The 19,123-nt window shown below is 64.5% G+C and carries 19 protein-coding genes; 14 read left to right on the plus strand and 5 right to left on the minus strand.

The window, feature by feature from the left end; translation table 11 throughout:
* Positions 1-405 precede the first annotated feature (405 nt).
* The 11 genes from AAHK20_RS20870 to pyrF all read left to right on the plus strand — a co-directional run bounded on the left by AAHK20_RS20870 (position 406) and on the right by pyrF (position 11,613).
* The gene (locus AAHK20_RS20870) at positions 406-1,323 is read left to right on the plus strand and encodes an IclR family transcriptional regulator (protein WP_449183412.1); all 918 of its coding nucleotides are present in this window, start codon (positions 406-408) and stop codon (positions 1,321-1,323) included.
* Complete coding sequence (locus AAHK20_RS20875; RefSeq protein ID WP_449183413.1) at positions 1,320-2,351, plus strand: 2-dehydro-3-deoxygalactonokinase; 1,032 nt, start codon at positions 1,320-1,322, stop codon at positions 2,349-2,351. The genes AAHK20_RS20870 and AAHK20_RS20875 overlap by 4 nt, the downstream gene beginning before the upstream one ends.
* 66 nt (positions 2,352-2,417) lie before the next feature.
* Entirely contained in the window at positions 2,418-3,104 is a 687-nt protein-coding gene (locus AAHK20_RS20880; RefSeq protein ID WP_449183414.1) for a 2-dehydro-3-deoxy-6-phosphogalactonate aldolase, read from the plus strand.
* On the plus strand, positions 3,104-3,883 hold the full coding sequence (locus AAHK20_RS20885) for an SDR family oxidoreductase (RefSeq protein ID WP_449183415.1): 780 nt from the start codon (positions 3,104-3,106) through the stop codon (positions 3,881-3,883). Before AAHK20_RS20880 ends, AAHK20_RS20885 begins: the two co-directional genes overlap by 1 nt.
* A 90-nt stretch (positions 3,884-3,973) precedes the next feature.
* On the plus strand, positions 3,974-4,972 hold the full coding sequence (locus tag AAHK20_RS20890) for an arabinose ABC transporter substrate-binding protein (protein ID WP_449183416.1): 999 nt from the start codon (positions 3,974-3,976) through the stop codon (positions 4,970-4,972).
* A gap of 170 nt (positions 4,973-5,142) precedes the next feature.
* Positions 5,143-6,666 carry an L-arabinose ABC transporter ATP-binding protein AraG gene (gene araG, locus AAHK20_RS20895; protein ID WP_449183417.1) on the plus strand — a complete coding sequence of 508 codons (1,524 nt, stop codon included), beginning with the start codon at positions 5,143-5,145 and terminating at the stop codon, positions 6,664-6,666.
* A 41-nt stretch (positions 6,667-6,707) separates the two neighbouring features.
* Positions 6,708-7,724, plus strand: coding sequence for an L-arabinose ABC transporter permease AraH (gene araH / locus AAHK20_RS20900; protein WP_449183418.1), 1,017 nt, complete (start codon positions 6,708-6,710; stop codon positions 7,722-7,724).
* A gap of 29 nt (positions 7,725-7,753) precedes the next feature.
* On the plus strand, positions 7,754-8,554 hold the full coding sequence (locus AAHK20_RS20905) for an SDR family NAD(P)-dependent oxidoreductase (protein ID WP_449183419.1): 801 nt from the start codon (positions 7,754-7,756) through the stop codon (positions 8,552-8,554).
* A 2-nt stretch (positions 8,555-8,556) separates the two neighbouring features.
* A complete protein-coding gene (locus AAHK20_RS20910; protein ID WP_449183420.1) occupies positions 8,557-9,447 on the plus strand; it encodes an SMP-30/gluconolactonase/LRE family protein in 891 nt (296 codons plus the stop codon).
* 193 nt (positions 9,448-9,640) lie between these two features.
* Positions 9,641-10,699, plus strand: coding sequence for an aldose 1-epimerase (locus AAHK20_RS20915; RefSeq protein WP_449183421.1), 1,059 nt, complete (start codon positions 9,641-9,643; stop codon positions 10,697-10,699).
* An 89-nt stretch (positions 10,700-10,788) separates the two neighbouring features.
* Positions 10,789-11,613, plus strand: coding sequence for an orotidine-5'-phosphate decarboxylase (pyrF, locus tag AAHK20_RS20920; RefSeq protein WP_449183422.1), 825 nt, complete (start codon positions 10,789-10,791; stop codon positions 11,611-11,613).
* A 107-nt stretch (positions 11,614-11,720) separates the two neighbouring features.
* Here the strand turns inward: pyrF and AAHK20_RS20925 are convergent, their stop codons facing one another.
* The 3 genes from AAHK20_RS20925 to thiL are packed head-to-tail and all read right to left on the minus strand — an operon-like array spanning position 11,721 to position 13,801.
* Positions 11,721-12,221, minus strand: coding sequence for a CinA family protein (locus tag AAHK20_RS20925; protein ID WP_449183423.1), 501 nt, complete (start codon positions 12,219-12,221; stop codon positions 11,721-11,723).
* A 25-nt stretch (positions 12,222-12,246) separates the two neighbouring features.
* Positions 12,247-12,786: a phosphatidylglycerophosphatase A family protein gene (locus AAHK20_RS20930; RefSeq protein WP_449183424.1), complete on the minus strand. Its 540-nt coding sequence runs from the start codon at positions 12,784-12,786 to the stop codon at positions 12,247-12,249.
* Positions 12,776-13,801, minus strand: a complete 1,026-nt coding sequence (gene thiL, locus AAHK20_RS20935) for a thiamine-phosphate kinase (protein ID WP_449183425.1) — start codon at positions 13,799-13,801, stop codon at positions 12,776-12,778. Before thiL ends, AAHK20_RS20930 begins: the two co-directional genes overlap by 11 nt.
* Before the next feature lie 218 nt (positions 13,802-14,019).
* On the opposite strand from thiL, the gene AAHK20_RS20940 reads away from it, so the two are divergent.
* The 3 genes from AAHK20_RS20940 to AAHK20_RS20950 all read left to right on the plus strand — a co-directional run bounded on the left by AAHK20_RS20940 (position 14,020) and on the right by AAHK20_RS20950 (position 17,716).
* Positions 14,020-16,317 (plus strand): NADP-dependent malic enzyme, encoded by a 2,298-nt coding sequence (locus AAHK20_RS20940; RefSeq protein WP_449183426.1) that lies wholly within the window; start codon positions 14,020-14,022, stop codon positions 16,315-16,317.
* Between the two features lie 399 nt (positions 16,318-16,716).
* Positions 16,717-17,139 carry a ribonuclease gene (locus AAHK20_RS20945; protein WP_449183427.1) on the plus strand — a complete coding sequence of 141 codons (423 nt, stop codon included), beginning with the start codon at positions 16,717-16,719 and terminating at the stop codon, positions 17,137-17,139.
* Positions 17,140-17,155: 16 nt separating this feature from the next.
* Positions 17,156-17,716 carry a barstar family protein gene (locus tag AAHK20_RS20950; protein ID WP_449183428.1) on the plus strand — a complete coding sequence of 187 codons (561 nt, stop codon included), beginning with the start codon at positions 17,156-17,158 and terminating at the stop codon, positions 17,714-17,716.
* 167 nt (positions 17,717-17,883) lie between these two features.
* Here AAHK20_RS20950 and AAHK20_RS20955 read toward each other — a convergent pair whose 3' ends face one another.
* Both AAHK20_RS20955 and AAHK20_RS20960 read right to left on the minus strand, forming a co-directional pair.
* The gene (locus AAHK20_RS20955; RefSeq protein ID WP_449183429.1) at positions 17,884-18,624 is read right to left on the minus strand and encodes a 16S rRNA (uracil(1498)-N(3))-methyltransferase; all 741 of its coding nucleotides are present in this window, start codon (positions 18,622-18,624) and stop codon (positions 17,884-17,886) included.
* Positions 18,625-18,642: 18 nt separating this feature from the next.
* Complete coding sequence (locus AAHK20_RS20960; RefSeq protein WP_449183430.1) at positions 18,643-19,059, minus strand: VOC family protein; 417 nt, start codon at positions 19,057-19,059, stop codon at positions 18,643-18,645.
* Positions 19,060-19,123 lie beyond the last annotated feature (64 nt).

Raw genomic sequence — 19,123 nt, forward strand, 5'->3', positions numbered from 1 at the left:
TTACTTTGGGCAAGGACCAAAGTGACCCCGGTCCCGGGGAGGGACGGACCATACGGACCGCCGCGAAATCAAAGTTTTCACGCAAACCCAAGCGAACGACAAAACGCGCCGCAGGCAAAAGAAGCGCCAAAAATCCCAAAATATGAATCAACAATTCAAATGTTGGAGATTCCGGTGCCCCGCCCTACAATCCAGACCGACAAAGCGCCGCTACCGCGGCCAACCGCTGCGAACCACGATTCGCACGACAACGGAGACACCGTCAAATGACCTCGATTCATCGCCAAGCCGCAGGCACCGCTTCGCACGAACGTATCGCGCTTCATCCGTCCGCCCAGGGCGCTTAACCGCGCACCCAGCACCGCGACCAATCGGCCGAATGGCCACCTGAACCGGATGAGCGCCATGAACAAACCCCTGGCAGAGCACACCGAAGAGCCGCAAGCCACGCAAAACGGCAAGCGCGACACGCAATCGATTCCGTCCGCCGTCGACGGCATCGCACTGCCCAGCACGCTGCTCGACATCACCCCGCAGCAAGCCGGCACGCAAACGCTCCTGCGCGGCCTCGCGATCCTCGAAGCGGCCGCGTCCGGCGCGCGCGATCTGCGCGCCTTCGGCGCCGCGCTCGGCACGACGCGCAGCACGACGCACCGGCTCGTCAGCAGTCTCGTCCAGGCGCGCTATCTGCGTCAGGTGCAAGGCGGCTATCTGCTCGGTCCGAAGCTAATCGAACTCGGCACCATCGCGCTCGAACAAATGCCGCTCACGGCCGTCGCCCGCCCGCATCTGGAGCGGCTCGCCGAGGCGACGCTCGACACGATTCACCTCGGCGTGCGCGATGGCGACGACGTGCTGTACATCGACAAAATCCCCGGCACGCGCGGGCTGGAAATGCGCTCGCGGGTCGGGCATCGCATGCCGCTCGCGTCGACGGGGATCGGCAAGGCGATGATGCTCGACCTCAAGCCCGAGTCTTGGCAGTCGCTCTTCGACGCGTCGCGCCGCGCGCTCGCGTCGGTCAGCTTCAAGCCCGACAATCGCCCCGATGCGCCCACCTTCCTGCAGCGCATGGCGACCTATTCCGCGGGCGGCTTCACGCTCGATCTCGAAGAAAACGAAGCGTCGATCCGCTGCGTGGCCGCGCCCGTGCGCGACGCGTCGGGCTCGATCGTCGCAGCGGTTTCGGTCGCGAGCACGATTCCCTATATGCCGCTCGAGCGCATGGATGAGCTCGTGCCGGTCGTGCAGCGCGAAGCGCGCGCGATCTCCGAGGAACTCGGCTGGCGCGCACCGCAGACCACACGCAGGATCAAACGATGACCGAGCAGCACTCCGCCACGACGTACACCGTCGCCGATACCGCTTTCGAGCACGCCGCGCTGATCGCGCTCGATTGGGGCACGACGTCGCTGCGTGCGTACCTCTTCGACGCGAACGGCAACGTGATCGCGAACAGCGCATCGACGGCCGGCATCATGAATCTGCCGCGCTCGGTGAGCGCGGGCGGTTTCGATGCCGCGTTCGAGGACGCCTGCGGCGTCTGGCTCGACCGCGCGCCGCGCGTGCCGGTGATCGCGGCAGGCATGGTCGGCAGCGCGCAAGGCTGGGCGGAGGCGCCGTATGTCGACGCGCCCGCCGATGCGAATGCGCTCGCGGCCGGCATCGTGCGGGTCGGCACGGACCGCGGCATCGCGCTCCATATCGTGCCGGGCGTGATCCAGCGCGGCGAACTGCCAAACGTGATGCGCGGCGAAGAAACGCAGATCGTCGGCGCGCTCGCCGCCAACGGCGCGCTCGGCAACGGCAGCGCAAGCGCGCTGATCGGCCTGCCGGGCACGCATGCCAAGTGGGCTGTCGCGCGCGACGCTCGCATCGAACGCTTCTATACGTTCATGACGGGCGAAGTCTTCGCGGCGCTGCGCGATCACACGATTCTCGGCCGCACGATGGCCGAGCCGGAAACGCCGAACACGGCGGCATTCCTGCGCGGCGTCGCGGTCGCGAAGCGCACGGACCACGCGGGCTTGCTTGCGACGATTTTCAGCACGCGCACGCTGGGGCTGACCGCCGAACTTTCGGCCGAAGAGCAGTCGGATTATCTTTCCGGACTCCTCATCGGACACGAGCTGTGCGGACTTGCCGCCGTGCATCCGCAATTCGCCGTCGAGCCGCTTCGCCTGATCGGCAACGAAGCACTGTGTGACCGGTATCGCCTCGCGCTTGCCGAGCTGGGTTGCCTGCAGACAACGCACGTCAAGGACGCGACTGAGCGCGGGTTATGGCGGATCGCGTCGCTGGCCGGGCTGGTCGGCGAGGCGCGTTCGGCTGTGGCGCAAACCGCTGGTTGAGCCGGGTCGAGCCCGATTGATGCCAGGGTCCCACGAATAGAACGCCTAAATTTTCACGGAAACGATATGCAACCGCAGCAACCGCACATCAACTTGCCAGCACCGTATCAGCCGCACGCGGGCCTCGCCGCCGCGTTCGCCGCGTGCCCGCTGATCGCGATCCTGCGCGGCGTGACGCCGGCCGATGCCGCCGATCACGGCCGCGCGCTATATGCGGCGGGTTTCCGGATCATCGAGGTGCCGCTCAATTCGCCGCAGCCATTCGAAAGCATCGCGGCGATTCGCGAAGCGTTGGCGGCCGATGCGATCGTCGGCGCGGGAACGGTGCTGCATCCGAGTTATGTCGACGAGGTGAAGCGCGCGGGCGGCGAGCTGATCGTGATGCCGCACAGCGACGCGGACGTGGTGCGCGCCGCCAAGGCGCAGGGGCTCGCGTGCGCACCGGGTGTCGCCACGCCGAACGAAGCGTTCGCCGTGCTGAAAAACGGCGCGGATGTACTGAAGATGTTCCCGGCCGAGCAATTGGGCCCGCATGTCGTGAAGGCGTGGCGCGCAGTCATTGCGGCGCAGGTGCCGCTCGTCCCCGTCGGGGGCGTTGCGCCGGACAACATGGGGCCGTTCCTCGCGGCCGGGGCGAACGGCTTTGGCCTGGGTTCGGCGCTGTACAAGCCGGGGCAGAGCGCAGCGACCACCGCGGCGCATGCGAAGGCTTTCATCGACGGCTTGCAAGCCGCGAAAGCAGGAGCAAAGTGATGAACCGTCTGGCGGACAAAGTCGCGCTGATCACCGGTGCCGGTCGCGGTATCGGCGCGGCGATCGCGCACGCGTTCGCTAGAGAGGGTGCGTCGGTCGTGCTGGCTGAACTCGATATCGACACGGCGCGCCGCACTGCGAAGGAAATCGAAGCGGCGGCGCCCGGCGCACGCGTGCTCGCGGTGCAGACGGACGTGACGCAAGCCGCCTCGGTCCAGAACGCGGTGAGCGAAGGGGAGCGCGCTTTCGGCCCGCTCGACGCGCTCGTCAACAACGCCGGCATCAACGTGTTTTGCGATCCGCTCACGATGACCGACGACGATTGGCGCCGCTGCTTCGCGGTCGATCTCGACGGTGTCTGGAATGGCTGCCGCGCGGTGCTGCCGGGCATGGTCGAGCGCGGGCGCGGCAGCATTGTGAACATCGCGTCGACACATGCATTCAAGATCATTCCCGGGTGCTTCCCGTACCCGGTTGCCAAGCATGGCGTGCTCGGTCTCACGCGCGCGCTCGGCATCGAATACGCGGCGCGTCAGGTGCGCGTGAACGCGATCGCGCCCGGCTACATCGAGACGCAGTTGACGCTCGACTGGTGGAACGGTCAGCCCGACCCGGCCGCCGCGCGCCAGGCGACGCTCGATTTGCAGCCGATGAAACGGATCGGCAAGCCCGACGAAGTGGCGATGACAGCGGTGTTTCTCGCTTCCGACGAAGCGCCGTTCATCAACGCGAGCTGTATCACGGTCGATGGCGGGCGCTCTGCGCTCTACCACGACTAATGTGGGTAATCGGATGGCGCACCGGCCGCGTGCGTTATCCCGCTAGAAGAACACGCGGCCGACTTTTCCATCCAAGACAGGAGACACGTCATGAAGCGAAGAATTTTCCTCACGTTGGCCGCGGCGGCTGCTGGGGTGCTGTTCAATGCGCCGGTGGCACAGGCTGCCGACGAAGTGAAGATCGGTTTTCTCGTGAAGCAGCCCGAAGAGCCCTGGTTCCAGGACGAGTGGAAGTTCGCTGAAATCGCCGCCAAGGAAAAGGGCTTCACGCTCGTGAAGATCGGGGCGCCGTCGGGCGAGAAAGTCATGAGCGCGATCGACAATCTCGCCGCGCAAAAGGCGCAGGGCTTCATCATCTGCACGCCTGATGTGAAGCTCGGGCCGGGCATCGTCGCGAAGGCGAAGGCGGACGGCTTGAAGATGATGACCGTGGACGACCGTCTCGTCGACGGCTCGGGCAAGCCGATCGAATCGGTGCCGCATATGGGCATCTCGGCTTACAACATCGGCAAGCAAGTGGGCGAGGGTCTGGCCGCTGAAATCAAGAAGCGCGGCTGGGATATGAAGGACGTCGGCGCAATCGACGTCACCTACGAGCAACTGCCGACCGCCCACGACCGCACGAGCGGCGCGACCGATGCGCTCATCGCCGCGGGCTTCCCGAAGGCGAACGTGATTGCAGCGCCGCAAGCGAAGACCGATACCGAGAACGCGTTCAACGCGGCCAACATCGCGCTTACCAAGAATCCGCAGTTCAAGCACTGGATCGCGTATGGCCTGAACGACGAGGCCGTGCTCGGCGCGGTGCGCGCAGCGGAAGGCCGCGGCTTCAAGGCGGACAACATGATCGGCATCGGCATCGGCGGCTCGGACTCGGCGCTGAACGAGTTCAAGAAGCCGCAGCCGACGGGCTTCTACGGCACGGTCATCATCAGCCCGAAGCGCCACGGCGAAGAGACGTCTGACCTGATGTACGCGTGGATCACGCAGGGCAAGGCGCCGCCGGCGCTGACGTTGACGACCGGCATGCTCGCCACGCGCGACAACGTGGGTGAAGTGCGCGAGAAGATGGGCCTCGCGTCGAAGTAAGCGATCGTTCTGAACCGCCGCTTCACGGTGTGCACGCGCATACCGTGAAGCGGCAAACAGAGCGACGCAAAGAACAGGGGTGAATGAGACGGTTCGCATTGCGATAGACGCGCCACGCAACACAAGGCGCGCAGCAGGCGAACCATCCATATGGCGTGATTGGAGGCGATGTGTCAGCGACGCTGCGTTTTGACAATATCGGCAAGGTGTTTCCAGGCGTACGCGCGCTTGACGGTGTGTCCTTCGAGGTCAACGCCGGGCAGGTGCACGGCCTGATGGGCGAGAACGGGGCGGGCAAGTCGACGCTCTTGAAAGTGCTCGGCGGCGAGTATCAGCCCGATTCCGGCCGCGTGATGATGGACGGCAACGAGGTGCATTTTGCGAATGCGGGCGCGTCGATCGCGGCTGGCATTGCGGTGATTCACCAGGAGCTGCAGTACGTGCCTGATCTCACCGTGGCCGAAAACCTGATGCTCGGCCGCTTGCCGAATACGTTCGGCTGGGTGAAGAAGCAGGACGCGAAGCGCTACGTGCGCGAGCGGCTGGCCGCGATGGGCGTCGATCTCGATCCCAACGCGAAGCTGCGGCGGCTCTCGATCGCGCAGCGGCAGATGGTCGAAATCTGCAAGGCGCTGATGCGCAACGCGCGCGTGATCGCGCTCGACGAACCGACGAGCTCGCTCTCGCATCGCGAGACCGAGGTGCTGTTCAAGCTCGTGCGCGACCTGCGCGCCGACAATCGCGCGCTGATTTACATCTCGCACCGCATGGACGAGATCTACCAGCTTTGCGATGCGTGCACGATTTTCCGCGACGGACGCAAGGTCGCTTCGCATCCGACGCTCGAAGGCGTGAAGCGCGAGACGATCGTTGCCGAGATGGTCGGGCGCGAGATTTCGGATATCTACAACTACCGGCCACGCGAGCTCGGGGCGGTGCGCTTTTCGGTGCAGAACGTCGAGGGCCACGGGCTGGCCAGGCCGGCGAGCTTCGAGGTCCGTTCGGGCGAGATCGTCGGGTTTTTCGGGCTCGTGGGTGCGGGGCGCAGCGAGTTGATGCACCTCGTCTACGGCGCCGAGAAGAAGAAAGGCGGGCAGTTGATGCTCGACGGCAAGCCGATCACCGTCAAGAGCGCCGGCGAGGCGATCCGCCACGGCATCGTGCTGTGTCCCGAAGACCGCAAGGAGGAAGGGATCGTCGCGATTGCGTCGGTCTCGGAGAACATCAACATCAGTTGCCGGCGTCACTATCTGAAGGCTGGCCTCTTTCTTGATCGCAAGAAAGAAGCTGAAACCGCTGATCGTTTTATTCAGCTGCTGAAGATCAAGACGCCGAACCGCCGTCAGAAGATCCGCTTCCTTTCGGGCGGCAACCAGCAGAAAGCGATTCTGTCGCGCTGGCTCGCCGAGCCGGACCTCAAGGTCGTGATTCTCGACGAGCCGACGCGCGGCATCGACGTCGGCGCGAAGCACGAGATCTATCACGTGATCTATCAGCTCGCCGAGCGCGGCTGTGCGGTCGTGATCGTTTCGTCGGAGTTGCCGGAGGTGCTGGGCGTGTCAGACCGTATCGTCGTGATGCGTCAGGGGCGCATTTCCGGCGAGTTGCCGCGCAGCCAGGCGAACGAGCATGCGGCGCTGAGCCTCGCGCTGCCGGAGAGCTCGACGCCGCAAGCGGCCGCGCAGGCGGCGTGATTCCGGAACACAACTTAATGCAGCACGGTAGGAGCCCTCAAATGCAAGCCAGAGAAAACTTAGTGCAGTCGGCCGCGAAGAGCGCCGCCGATGCGCTGACGCCGCAGACCAGCGACAAGCAGAAGTGGTGGCAGCAAATCACCGAATACAGCCTGATCCTGATCTTCGTGGTGATGTTCATCACGATGTCGCTGACGGTCGATCATTTCTTCTCGATTCCGAACATGCTCGGCCTCGCGCTGTCGATTTCGCAGATCGGCATGGTCGCGTGCACGATGATGTTCTGTCTCGCGTCGCGCGATTTCGACTTGTCGATCGGTTCGACCGTGGCGTTCGCGGGCGTGTTGTGCGCGATGGTGCTGAATGCAACCAACAACACTTTCATCGCGATCGGCGCCGCGGTGTTGGCCGGCGCCGCGATCGGCTTCGTGAACGGCGCGGTCATCGCTTACCTGCGCATCAACGCGCTGATCACCACGCTCGCGACGATGGAAATCGTGCGCGGCCTGGGGTTCATCGCGTCGCAGGGGCAGGCAGTCGGCGTGTCGTCGGATACGTTCATCGCGCTCGGCAATCTCGCCATGTTCGGCGTGTCGCTGCCGATCTGGGTGACGCTCGTTTGCTTCATCGTGTTCGGCGTGCTGCTCAACAAGACGGTGTACGGCCGCAATACGCTCGCGATCGGCGGCAACCCTGAAGCGTCGCGTCTTGCCGGTATCAACGTGGAGCGCACACGTGTCTACATTTTCCTGATTCAAGGCGCGGTGGCGGCGCTCGCCGGTGTGATTCTCGCGTCGCGCATCACGTCGGGGCAGCCGAACGCCGCTCAGGGCTTCGAGCTGAACGTGATTTCCGCGTGCGTGCTCGGCGGCGTGTCGCTGCTCGGCGGGCGCGCGACGATTTCGGGTGTCGTGATCGGCGTGCTGATCATGGGCACGGTCGAGAACGTGATGAACCTCCTGAACATCGACGCGTTCTATCAGTACCTCGTGCGCGGCGCGATCCTGCTTGCCGCCGTGCTGCTCGACCAGTTGAAGAATCGCGGTTCGCGCGATTGATGCGCTACTACCGATAGGGAAAGAACACGATGACGTCTCCAGCCAATGCGGCCGATCGCCAATCCGGCGGGACTTATGCGCACTATCCGAGCCTCGCCGACCGCACCGTGCTGATCACCGGCGGCGCGACGGGCATCGGCGCGTCGTTCGTCGAGCACTTCGCGGCGCAGGGTGCGCGCGTGGCCTTCTTCGACATCGACGTGGCGGCAGGCGAGGCACTCGCGGACCAGCTCGGCGATTCGCGCCACGCACCGCTCTTTCTGACGTGCGATCTCGCCGATATCGATGCGCTGCGCAAGGCGATCGCCGACGTGAGGAGCGCGCTCGGCCCGATCTCCGTGCTGGTCAACAACGCGGCGAACGACAAGCGCCACTCGATCGCCGAAGTCACGCCCGAATCGTTCGATGCGGGCATCGCGGTCAATCTGAAGCATCAGTTCTTCGCGGCGCAGGCGGTCGTCGAAGACATGAAGCAACTGGGCGGCGGCTCGATCGTCAACCTGGGCTCGATCAGCTGGATGCTCAAGAACGGCAACATGCCCGTCTACGTCACGTCGAAATCGGCGATAGCGGGGCTCACGCGCGGTCTCGCGCGCGACCTCGGACCGTTCGGGATCCGCGTGAACACGTTGTTGCCGGGCTGGGTAATGACGGAAAAGCAAAAGCGCTTGTGGCTCGACGAGGCGGGCAAGCGCGCGTTGAAAGCGGGACAGTGCCTCGACGCTGAACTACTTCCGGAAGACCTCGCGCGGATGGCGCTCTTTCTCGCCGCCGACGACAGCCGTATGATCACGGCCCAGGATTTTATCGTCGACGGAGGATGGGCTTGAACATGCAGACCAACGAAGCGGCGCTCGCCATCGATGCGCAATGCGTGCTCGGCGAAGGCGCGACGTGGTGCACCCGCAATGGTGTGCTCTATTGGACAGATATCGAAGGCGCACGCCTTTGGCGCTATTCGCCGGTGTTCGGCGAAACCCGCTCGTGGCCCATGCCGGAGCGGCTGGGAACGTTCGCGCTGACCGCCGATTCGAAGCGCCTGCTGCTCGGCCTCGCTACGCATCTCGCGTTCTTCGATGTGACGACCGGCGCGACGCAGCACATCGTCGACGTCGAGCCCGGCCTGAACACGCGCGTCAACGACGGCCGTTGCGACCGCCAAGGGCGCTTTGTCTTCGGCACCAAGGACGAAGCCGAGCCCACCCAGCCGATTGGCGGCTTCTACCGGCTGAACCTCGATCTGTCACTCGAACGCCTGCCGCTGCCGGCGCCCGCCATTTCGAACAGCATTGCGTTCAGCCCCGACGGCGCGACGATGTACTACTGCGATTCGCCGACCCGCGAAATCCGCGCCTGCGACTACTTCGCGGACGGACGCATCGCCGGCGACCGCGTCTTCACGCGGCTGACTGACGCAGACGGCGAGCCCGACGGTTCGACCGTCGATGCCGACGGCGGCCTCTGGAACGCGCAGTGGGGCGGCGCGCGCGTCGTGCGCTACGGCGCGGACGGCGTCGAAACCGAGCGCGTGGGTGTGTCGTCGATACAACCAAGCTGCGTCGCGCTAGGCGGCGCGGGGCTCGATACGTTGTACATTACGACAGCGCGGATCGGTCTGACGGATCACGCGCTGTCGCAAGATCCGTACGCCGGCGGCGTCTATGCCGCAAGCGTGTCGCGGCAGGGCTTGCCGGAGCCTGTGTTTCTCGGCGAGCCTCGTTGAGCAACTGTGTGAGCAAGACCGGCGGGATTCGTCGAACGCTAGCCAGACGCCGGATCTCGCGCTTTTCTTGTTTCCCCAGCCGTTTGCAACATGCAACACGACAACTTCAGAGGCGGCGCTCATAGCCGCCCGACATCGCCTCAAGTCATTCGGTCTGCAAGACGACGATCTACGCCTCTCGATGGAGCGAACCATGACCGCTGCGAATGTTGATGTCACACCCGTATCTCCTTCCGAATCGCGCCGCGCCAAACTGGCGGGGCTGACCCAGCCGGTGCGTCCCGGGCCGAGCACGTCGGCCGTTGCGCGCGGCGCGGCAACGTCGGCCAACGCGGAGCTTGTCACGCTCGCCAACGCGCAATTGCGGCTCGATCTCGCGCCGGGGATCGGCGGCGGGATCGCGCGCTTCGACTGGCGCGGCGACGACGGCGCGTTGATTCCGATCTTCCGCCGCTGCGAGACGGTGCGCGCGAACACTGATCCGAACGAGCTCGCCTGCTATCCGCTCCTGCCGTATTCGAACCGGATCGGCGGGGGGCGCTTCCGGTTTGCGGGGCGCGACGTGCAGGTGAGCGCCAATCGCGCGACCGAAGCGTGTCCGATCCACGGTGACGGCTGGCTCGCGCAGTGGCAGCTCGAACAAACGGACGACGCGAGCGCGCGGCTCACGCTTGACCGCAGTCGCGGCAAGCCTTACGCGTATCGCGCGTCGCAAGCGTACTCGCTCGACGGCGCGACGCTCACCGTCACGCTCGAAATCGAAAACAGGGGGCGCGAGCGGCTGCCGTTCGGCCTCGGCCTCCATCCGTTTCTGGTTCGCGACGATGACACCGAGCTGTCCGCAGGCGCGGCGGGTCTCTGGCTGTCGGGCGACGACTGGTTGCCGGTTCGTCACGTGCCGGCGCCGCCCGCGTGGCAGTTCGGCGTCGCGTATCCGCTGCCTGCGGCGATGGTGAACCACGCGTTCACGGGCTGGAGCGGCTATACGTCGGTGGTGTGGCCGAAACGCCGACTGTCGCTGACGATTGCGGCGAACACCGAGTACTACGTGCTCTACACGCCGCCGGGCGAGGACTTCTTCTGCTTCGAGCCAGTCGACCATCCGATCAACGCGATGAACTTGCCGGGCGGCGCTGCGGCGAATGGCATGACTGAGCTGGCGCCGGGCGAGCGGCTCGTCAGGCAGTTCGGCTTCACGGTTGAACGCATGGGCGTGCGCGCGAGCGCCGATGGGCGCGGCGTGAGGCGCTGATCGCGAGCGCGGGCGGCCGCTTTGGCGGCCGCTCGCCCGTCCAAGCGCCGGCCAGATAAAATACGGCCTCTTCCGTTACCGGCACCGCCATGTCTTCCACACCTTCTTTCATCGAAACGCTTACGAGCGCCTGGCAACGCACGAACTCGCTGCTGTGCGTCGGCCTCGATCCCGAGCCGGCCAAGTTTCCCGGCGCGCTGGCGAACCGTCCGGATGCGATTTTTGATTTCTGCCGCGCGATCGTCGACGCGACGGCGCCGTATGCGAGCGCGTTCAAGCCGCAGATCGCCTACTTTGCCGCGCACCGTGCCGAGGACCAGCTCGAAGCGCTGATCGCGCATATTCACGAGCGACACCCTGGGCTGCCGGTGATCCTCGATGCGAAGCGCGGCGATATCGGCAGCACCGCCGAGCAGTACGCGCGCGAAGCGTTCGTGCGCTATGGCGCCGACGCGGTGACGGTCAACCCGTACATGGGTTTCGATTCGGTCGAGCCGTATCTCGCACACGAGGGCAAAGGCGTGATCGTGCTGTGCCGGACGTCGAACCCCGGCGGCTCGGATCTGCAGTTCCTCGAGACGGGGGGCCGGCCGCTCTATCAGGTTGTCGCGCAGCTCGCCGCCGATAAGTGGAACGCGAACGGGCAGCTTGGGCTCGTCGTCGGCGCGACGTTTCCGAAGGAAATTGAAATCGTGCGGCAGATCGTCGGCGACATGCCGCTTTTGATTCCCGGCATCGGCGCGCAGGGCGGCGACGTCGAGGCGACGGTGCGCGCCGGCCGCACGGCGGCGGGCGCGGGGATGATGATCAACTCGTCGCGCGCGATTCTCTACGCGGGCAAGGGCGACGATTTCGCGGCGGCGGCCGCGCGCGCGGCAGAGGAAACGCGTGACAAGATCAACGCGTACCGCTAATTCGTACCGGTAACGCGCGCACTAAGGGCAGGAAAACAAGACGCCACGCAGATCGCTGGATCTGCGTGGCGTTTGTGCTTTGTGGGGCCAGCCGGCAGCGAACCCGCTTACCGCTCCTTCTCGTCGAGCAGCGTCAGCAGCCCGCGCAACGAATGCGTCGCCGCTTGCACGCGAATCTGCTCGCGGTCGCCCTTGAACACGACCGTCTCGACTTCCGTATGAAGCCGGTTGCTCCACGCGAACACGACCATGCCCACGGGCTTTTCCTTCGATCCGCCGCCCGGCCCGGCGATGCCCGTGATCGCCAGCGACACCTGCGCGCGGCTGTTGCGCAGCGCGCCCTCGGCCATCGCACGCGCGACCGGCTCGCTCACGGCGCCGTGCTTGTCGAGCATGTCGGTGGGCACGCCGATCATCTCGTGCTTCGCCTGGTTCGAATACGTGACGAACCCGCGGTCGAACCAGCCGCTGCTGCCGGAAATGTCGGTGATCGCCGTTGCCACCATGCCGCCCGTGCACGATTCGGCGGTCACGAGCGTCAGGCGTTCATCGCGCAGCTTGTTGCCGGCGCGAATGGCGAGTTGATGGACGACGGAATCAGTTGGCATTGCAAATCCGTAAAACTTTGAGAGCTCAGATGGTCATGCGCCACAGCGCGATGACGAGCAACGTGAAGAACGCCGCCACCAGATCGTCGAACATGATGCCAAAGCCACCTTTCAATCGGCGGTCGAAGTAGCGGATAGGCGGTGGCTTCACCATGTCGAAGAAGCGGAAGACGACGAACGTCCAGAGCTGGCCAGTGAAGGTCTCAGGTGTGACGAAAAGGAGCACGAGCCAGAACGCGACAATTTCATCCCAGACGACAGGCGAAGGGTCGTCCGTGCCGAGTTTTTGCGCGGTATAGCCGGTGATCCAGCAGCCCGCGATAAAGCCGACGACGATCAGCACGGCCCAGTCGATGACCGTCAGATGACGGCTCAGCACCGCGAACGATGCCCAGGCGAACAATGTGCCGACCGTGCCCGGCATGATCGGCGACAGTCCGCTGCCAAAACCGAGCGAGAGGATGTGAAACGGATGCGTGAGCATGAAGCGCGAGGTCGCGCGCCGCGGTTTGGACGCGCGCGGGACCTCGCCGGTACCGCCGCCGAGCGTGGGGTCAGTCTGCATTGAAATGATCGAAGCCTTGCAACGTCAGGGAAAGCGGGGCGCCTGTCGAGTCGCGCCAGGCAATCGCAGGCCGGTCCGCCGGAGCTTTCAAAGCGCTTATTGTACCGATGCGCGTGACCGGCACGTTCACCTGGGCGCCGATCGCTTCGATCGCTTCACGATTCGCGGCGGGAGCGGTGAAGCACAGCTCGTAGTCGTCGCCGCCAGTGAGCGTGCAGCGGCGCTGCACGTCGGCGGATAGCCGGGAGAGCGCGGCGGAGCGGGGCACCGCGTCGGCGTCGACCGACGCGTTCACGCGCGAGCGTTCGAGAATGTGCAGCAGATCGCCGGCGAGGCCATCGGAGATATCGAGCGCGGCGCGCGCGAGCCCGCGCAGGGCGATGCCGAGCGCGATGCGCGGCTCGGGGCGTTCCAGCGCGCGGCGAAAGGCGGCCGTATCGCTCGCTGCGTCGTCCCCGGTCACGGACCATTCGCCGCGCGCCACGCCCAACCCGGCGCGCGCATTGCCGAGCGTCCCCGAGACCCAGATGTCGTCGCCGTCACGCGCCGCGTCGCGCCGCAGCGCGACGTCCGGCGGCACGTCGCCGAACACGGTCACGCAGAGATTGAGCGGCCCGCGCGTCGTGTCGCCGCCGATCAGCTCGCAATCGAATCGCTCGGCCAGCTCGAAGAGGCCGTTGCTGAAGGCGGCGAGCCAGTCCTCGCGCGCGTCCGGCAGCGCGAATGCGAGCGTGAAGGCGCGCGGCTTCGCACCCATCGCGGCGAGATCCGACAAGTTCACGGCGAGCGTCTTGTGGCCGAGCGCATGCGGATCGATGTCGGGGAAGAAGTGCCGGCCTTCGACGAGCATGTCCGTCGATATCGCCAGCGACTGGCCGGCGCGCGGCGCGATCAGCGCGCAGTCGTCGCCGATGCCGAGGACGGCGCGGTTGGCGTCGTTGGGCGAACGATTTAGTGCACGACGCTCAAAAAATCGTTCGATCAGTGAGAACTCGGAAAGAGAGGTCTGGCTCACGAGAGGGGAGCGAAAGTTATCGCAAAAAGGCGTTGAAAAAACAAAGCGTTGACCGCGAATGGCGCGCTGCAGCAATGGTTTGAAGCGATCGTTCGACGCTGGCCTTGGCCATATTTCAGTCGCAGCAGTTGTACCCGAATTGAAGGAATTAGGCCGTTGAATGGCGCTACAATGCGACCGAATAGCTATTCTAATCCGCCCTCAAGACCGACCGCCTCATGTCAACCAATCCCGCCAAATCCAAACTCCGCGAAGCCGCTCTCGATTATCACGAGTTCCCTACCCCGGGGAAAATCGCGATCGCGCCGACCAAGCAGATGATCAATCAGCGCGATCTCGCCCTCGCGTATTCGCCCGGCGTGGCCTACGCCTGCGAGGAAATCGTCGAGAACCCGCTGAATGCCGCGCGCTTCACGGCGCGCAGCAATCTCGTCGGCGTGGTGACGAACGGCACCGCGGTGCTCGGTCTCGGCAACATCGGGCCGCTGGCGTCGAAGCCGGTGATGGAAGGCAAGGCGGTGCTGTTCAAGAAGTTCGCAGGCATCGACGTGTTCGACATCGAGCTGAACGAGTCGGACCCGCACAAGCTCGTCGATGTCATCGCCGCGCTCGAACCGACCTTCGGCGGCATCAACCTCGAAGACATCAAGGCGCCGGACTGCTTCATCGTCGAGCGTGAATGCCGCAAGCGCATGAAGATTCCGGTCTTCCACGACGACCAGCACGGCACGGCGATCGTCGTTGCGGCGGCGGTGACGAACGGCCTGAAGGTCGTCGGCAAGGATATTCGCGAAGTCAAGCTCGTCGCGTCCGGCGCGGGCGCGGCGGCGCTGGCGTGTCTCGACTTGCTCGTCGATCTCGGCCTGCCGATCGAGAACATCCTCGTCACGGATTTGGCCGGCGTGGTCTACAAAGGCCGCACCGAGCTGATGGACCCGGACAAGGAGCGCTTCGCGCGCGAAACCAGCGCGCGGACGCTGGCCGAAGCCATCCCGGGCGCGGACATTTTCCTCGGTCTTTCGGCGGGCGGCGTGCTCAAGCCGGAGATGGTCAAGGAGATGGGGACCAAGCCGCTGATCCTCGCGCTCGCGAACCCGACGCCGGAAATCCTGCCGGAACTCGCGCTCGAAGTGCGCCCTGACGCGGTGCTCGCGACCGGCCGCACCGACTATCCGAACCAGGTCAACAACGTCCTGTGCTTCCCGTTCATCTTCCGTGGTGCGCTCGATGCAGGCGCGTCCACGATCACGCGTGAAATGGAAATCGCGGCGGTCAACGCGATCGCCGATCTCGCGCGCCAGGAGCAGAGCGACATCGTTGCGACTGCTTACGGTATCCAGGATCTGTCGTTCGGCCCTGAGTACCTGATTCCGAAGCCGTTCGATCCGCGCCTGATCGTCAAGATCGCGCCGGCCGTAGCGCAAGCGGCGATGGATTCGGGCGTCGCGACGCGTCCGATCGAGGACATGGAGGCCTATAAGGTCCACCTCCAGCAGTTCGTTTATCACAGCGGCACGACGATGAAGCCGATCTTCCAACAAGCGCGCAACGTAGCGCCTGAGAGGAAGCGTGTCGTGTTTGCGGAGGGCGAGGAAGAGCGCGTGCTGCGCGCGGTGCAGATCGCCGTCGACGAGAAGCTCGCGACGCCGATCCTGATTGGCCGCCCGGCTGTGATCGAGCACCGGATCGAACGTTATGGCCTGCGTCTGACGGCGGGTGTCGACTACACGGTCGTCAACACCGAACACGACGAGCGCTACAAGGACTTCTGGCAGACCTACGCGAAGATGATGGCGCGCAAGGGCATCAGCGAACGCCTTGCGCGCGTCGAAATGCGCCGCCGCACGACGCTGATCGGCGCGATGCTCGTCGAGAAGGGCGAGGCCGACGGCATGATTTGCGGCACGGTCTCCACGCCGCACCGCCACCTGCACTTCATCAACCAGATCATCGGCAAGCGCGAGGGCTGCAAGGTGTTCGCGGCGATGAACGGACTCGTGCTGCCGGGCCGCCAGATTTTCCTCGCCGATACGCACGTGAACGTCGACCCGACGCCGGAAGAACTCGCGGAAATCACGATCATGGCGGCTGAAGAAGTGCGCCGCTTCGGCATCGAGCCGAAGATCGCGCTGCTGTCGCATTCGAACTTCGGCACGAGCAATGCGCCTTGCGCGCAGAAGATGCGCGACACGCTGGCGCTCCTGAAAGAACGTGCGCCTGACTTGCAAATCGACGGCGAAATGCACGGTGACGTTGCGCTCGATGCGAATCTGCGCAAGGAAGTGCTGCCTGATTCGACGCTCGAGGGCGACGCGAACCTCTTGATTCTGCCGAACATCGACGCAGCGAACATTTCGTACAACCTGCTGAAGACGGCCGCCGGCAACAACATCGCGATCGGTCCGATCCTGCTTGGCGCAGCCAAGCCGGTGCACGTGCTGACCGAGTCCGCGACGGTGCGCCGCATCGTCAACATGACGGCGCTGCTCGTGGCCGACGTGAGCGCCGCCCGATAAACGAAGCCCAGGCCCACAGAATGGGACCGGAGTAAGCGCTAAAGCACAAACTCCGGTCGAAAAAAAACGGCGTGCCCGCAATGGGCACGCCGTGGAGCAAGTTGGGGATTGCGGCTCCAAAGGAGTAATACCAACGGCGCGCGTTTCGCAAAAAGCAAAAAGACGAGGAGGCAAATGCCCGTCACAAGCGAACGCCGTCATGGCTATTTTATCTTGAACAAGATAAAAAACACCTGATTTGCGGCTCGGCTGGGTGCGTTAAACGGTCGCACCCGCAAGCGTCGCCGCGCCCACAAAACCTTTCATTTCAATGACAAACGTTGCTTCTGGGTGTCATTAGCGATAACCTTACGTCTTTCGTGGTCGTCAACTTCATCCAATCAGCGGGAACTCTGGTTCATGGCACGCAAGTGGCTCCGCAACGGCGCGCTCGCGGCCGTCCTCGCGATCGGCAGTCTTGGAAGTATCGGCATTGTCTCCGGGGGCATCGTCCCCAGCGCATTCGCACGCGATTATTCGCAGTCCGGGCAGGTTGAAGGCACGATCGCGGTACGGCAATTGCCGCCCGAAGCCGCCAAAACGTTGAACTTGATTGCAGCCGGCGGGCCTTATCCGTATCCGAAGGATGGCGTCGTATTCGGCAACTTCGAGCGGCTGCTGCCACGGCAACCGCGTGGCTTTTACCACGAATACACCGTTCCTACGCCGCGCGCGAAGAATCGCGGCGCCCGCCGCATTGTCTGCGGGGGCCCGCCGAAGCAGGTCGACAATTGTTTCTATACCGACGACCACTACAACAGTTTTAAACGCATTGTTGAATGATATTGGGATGAACGGCATGAGCGACAACATCTACGCGCACGACCCCGCGGTCGCGACGGATCTTTTCGCGGCCGGCGACGGCAATCTTTTTCAACGCGTCATGCAGATGCGCATGGCCGAGCACGGCCAGACTGCCGCAGACGAAGCCAGCCCCGGGCTTTCATCGAACGAGGAGCCTATGAGTCTTTTCAAGACGGTGCGGTCGAATATCGTGCAGTCGATTCGCGCATTTCGCGTGCAGGATTTGCACGACGAAGCGCTCCAGCTTCAGCAGCATTTTCTGTATGCGCACTGCGGTAACGCGCAGACGAAGCAGGAAGTGCTGGAAACGATAGCGACATCGTTTCTGTTTCCGAAGCACTTCGGCAAGAACTACGACGCGCTGTACGACTGCTTGACCGATCTGGTGCAAAAGGCCGGCACGCAGCCGGGCTTCGTAATCGTGCTCGAGGCGTTGCCGATTGCGCAGAAGTTCGACAAGGAAGGCCGTGAAACGCTGCTCGACGTGTTCCGTGAAGCGGCGGAATTCTGGGCCGAGCGCAAGGTCGCATTCCGCGTGTTTTATTCGTTTGCGTGATCGTTTTTCGACTGGCCGCGACGCGTCGTCCCGGTCGTAGTCGAAGATACAGAAAGGCCCGCCGGATGTGCGGGCCTTTTGCATTGTGTCGACGCAAGTTAGCGCTTTAGCTCTTACGCGGGTCCCATGCAAAGCGGGTAGCGCTTTTGAAGGGACGGTTCTGGTTCTCACCAGCCGCCCCAGCGCGCCGCCAGCGCCGCCAGCACGGCAATGCCCGCCGTTTCCGTGCGCAGCACGCGCGGGCCGAGTCCCAGTGGCAGAAAGCCCTGTGCGGACGCCGCGTCTTCTTCCGCGGGCGTCAGGCCGCCTTCTGGTCCGATCAGCAAGGTCACGTTGCCCGACGGAGCAAGGGCTGGCAGCTCGGCAAACGGGACGCTCGCACGCGGCGACAGCATCAGGCGCAAGTCGCCGTGGTCGGGACGCTCGGGCATGCTCCCGAGCCACGCTTCGAGTTCGACGGGCGCCGCGACTTCGGGCAGCCGATTGCGGCCGCATTGTTCGCACGACGCCCGCACGATCCCTTGCCAATGGGCGTGGCGGCGTTCCGCGCGATCGCCGGTTAGGCGTACGACGCTACGCGCCGCAGCCAGCGGGACGAACCCGGATGCGCCGAGTTCCACGGCTTTTTCGATCAGCCAGTCCATCTTGTCGCCGCCGGCGATGCCTTGCGCGAGTGTGATGCGATAGGGCGGCTCGGTCTCGACTTCGGCAAACTCGCCAATCTCGACGAGCGCCTGCCGCTTGCCGATCTCGACGAGCCGCGCGTCGTTCTGGCCGCCGCGGCCGTTGAAGACGACGAGCGCGTCGCCGACTTGCAAACGCAACACCTGGACATGGCGTGCGACTTCGTCGGGCAGCGTAACGACGTCGCCGGGCGCATAGATCGAATCGATAAAGAAACGGGGCATGACAATAGACTAAGTGACTCAGACCGACAGGTGACGGGCGAGCGCCCAACGGTAGCCGTCAAGATCTTCGACCTGAGCGAAGCGGTCGCCCCAGAACTGGTCTTGCGGCTCGGAGAGCGACTTTGCGCCCGCCGCAATCGCGCGCGCGTGCACTTCGTCGACATCGTGGACGTACAGATAGAACGACTGCGGCGCGATCGCGCCGGAATTCCTCGGCGTCTTCGCCGTCGAGCCGAACGCGCCTTCGGGCGCGAACATCACGATCAGCTGGCCTTGGTAGGTCATCTCGACGTGCATGATGACGCCGTCGTCCTGCACGCTGTCGCGTAGCTCGAAGCCGAACGCAGCTTCGAAGAACGAGATGGACGTGCGCGCATTGTTCACCGTCAGGTAGGGCGTCAACCAGGAAACGTTGGCTGGTCGCGGGGCGGTCATGCGTTTCTCCTGCTTAATGGGCGATGGTGAGGTTGGAGTGGGGCCGGCGCGAAGCGTTCGATTC

This window comes from Trinickia camelliae (assembly GCF_053525655.1).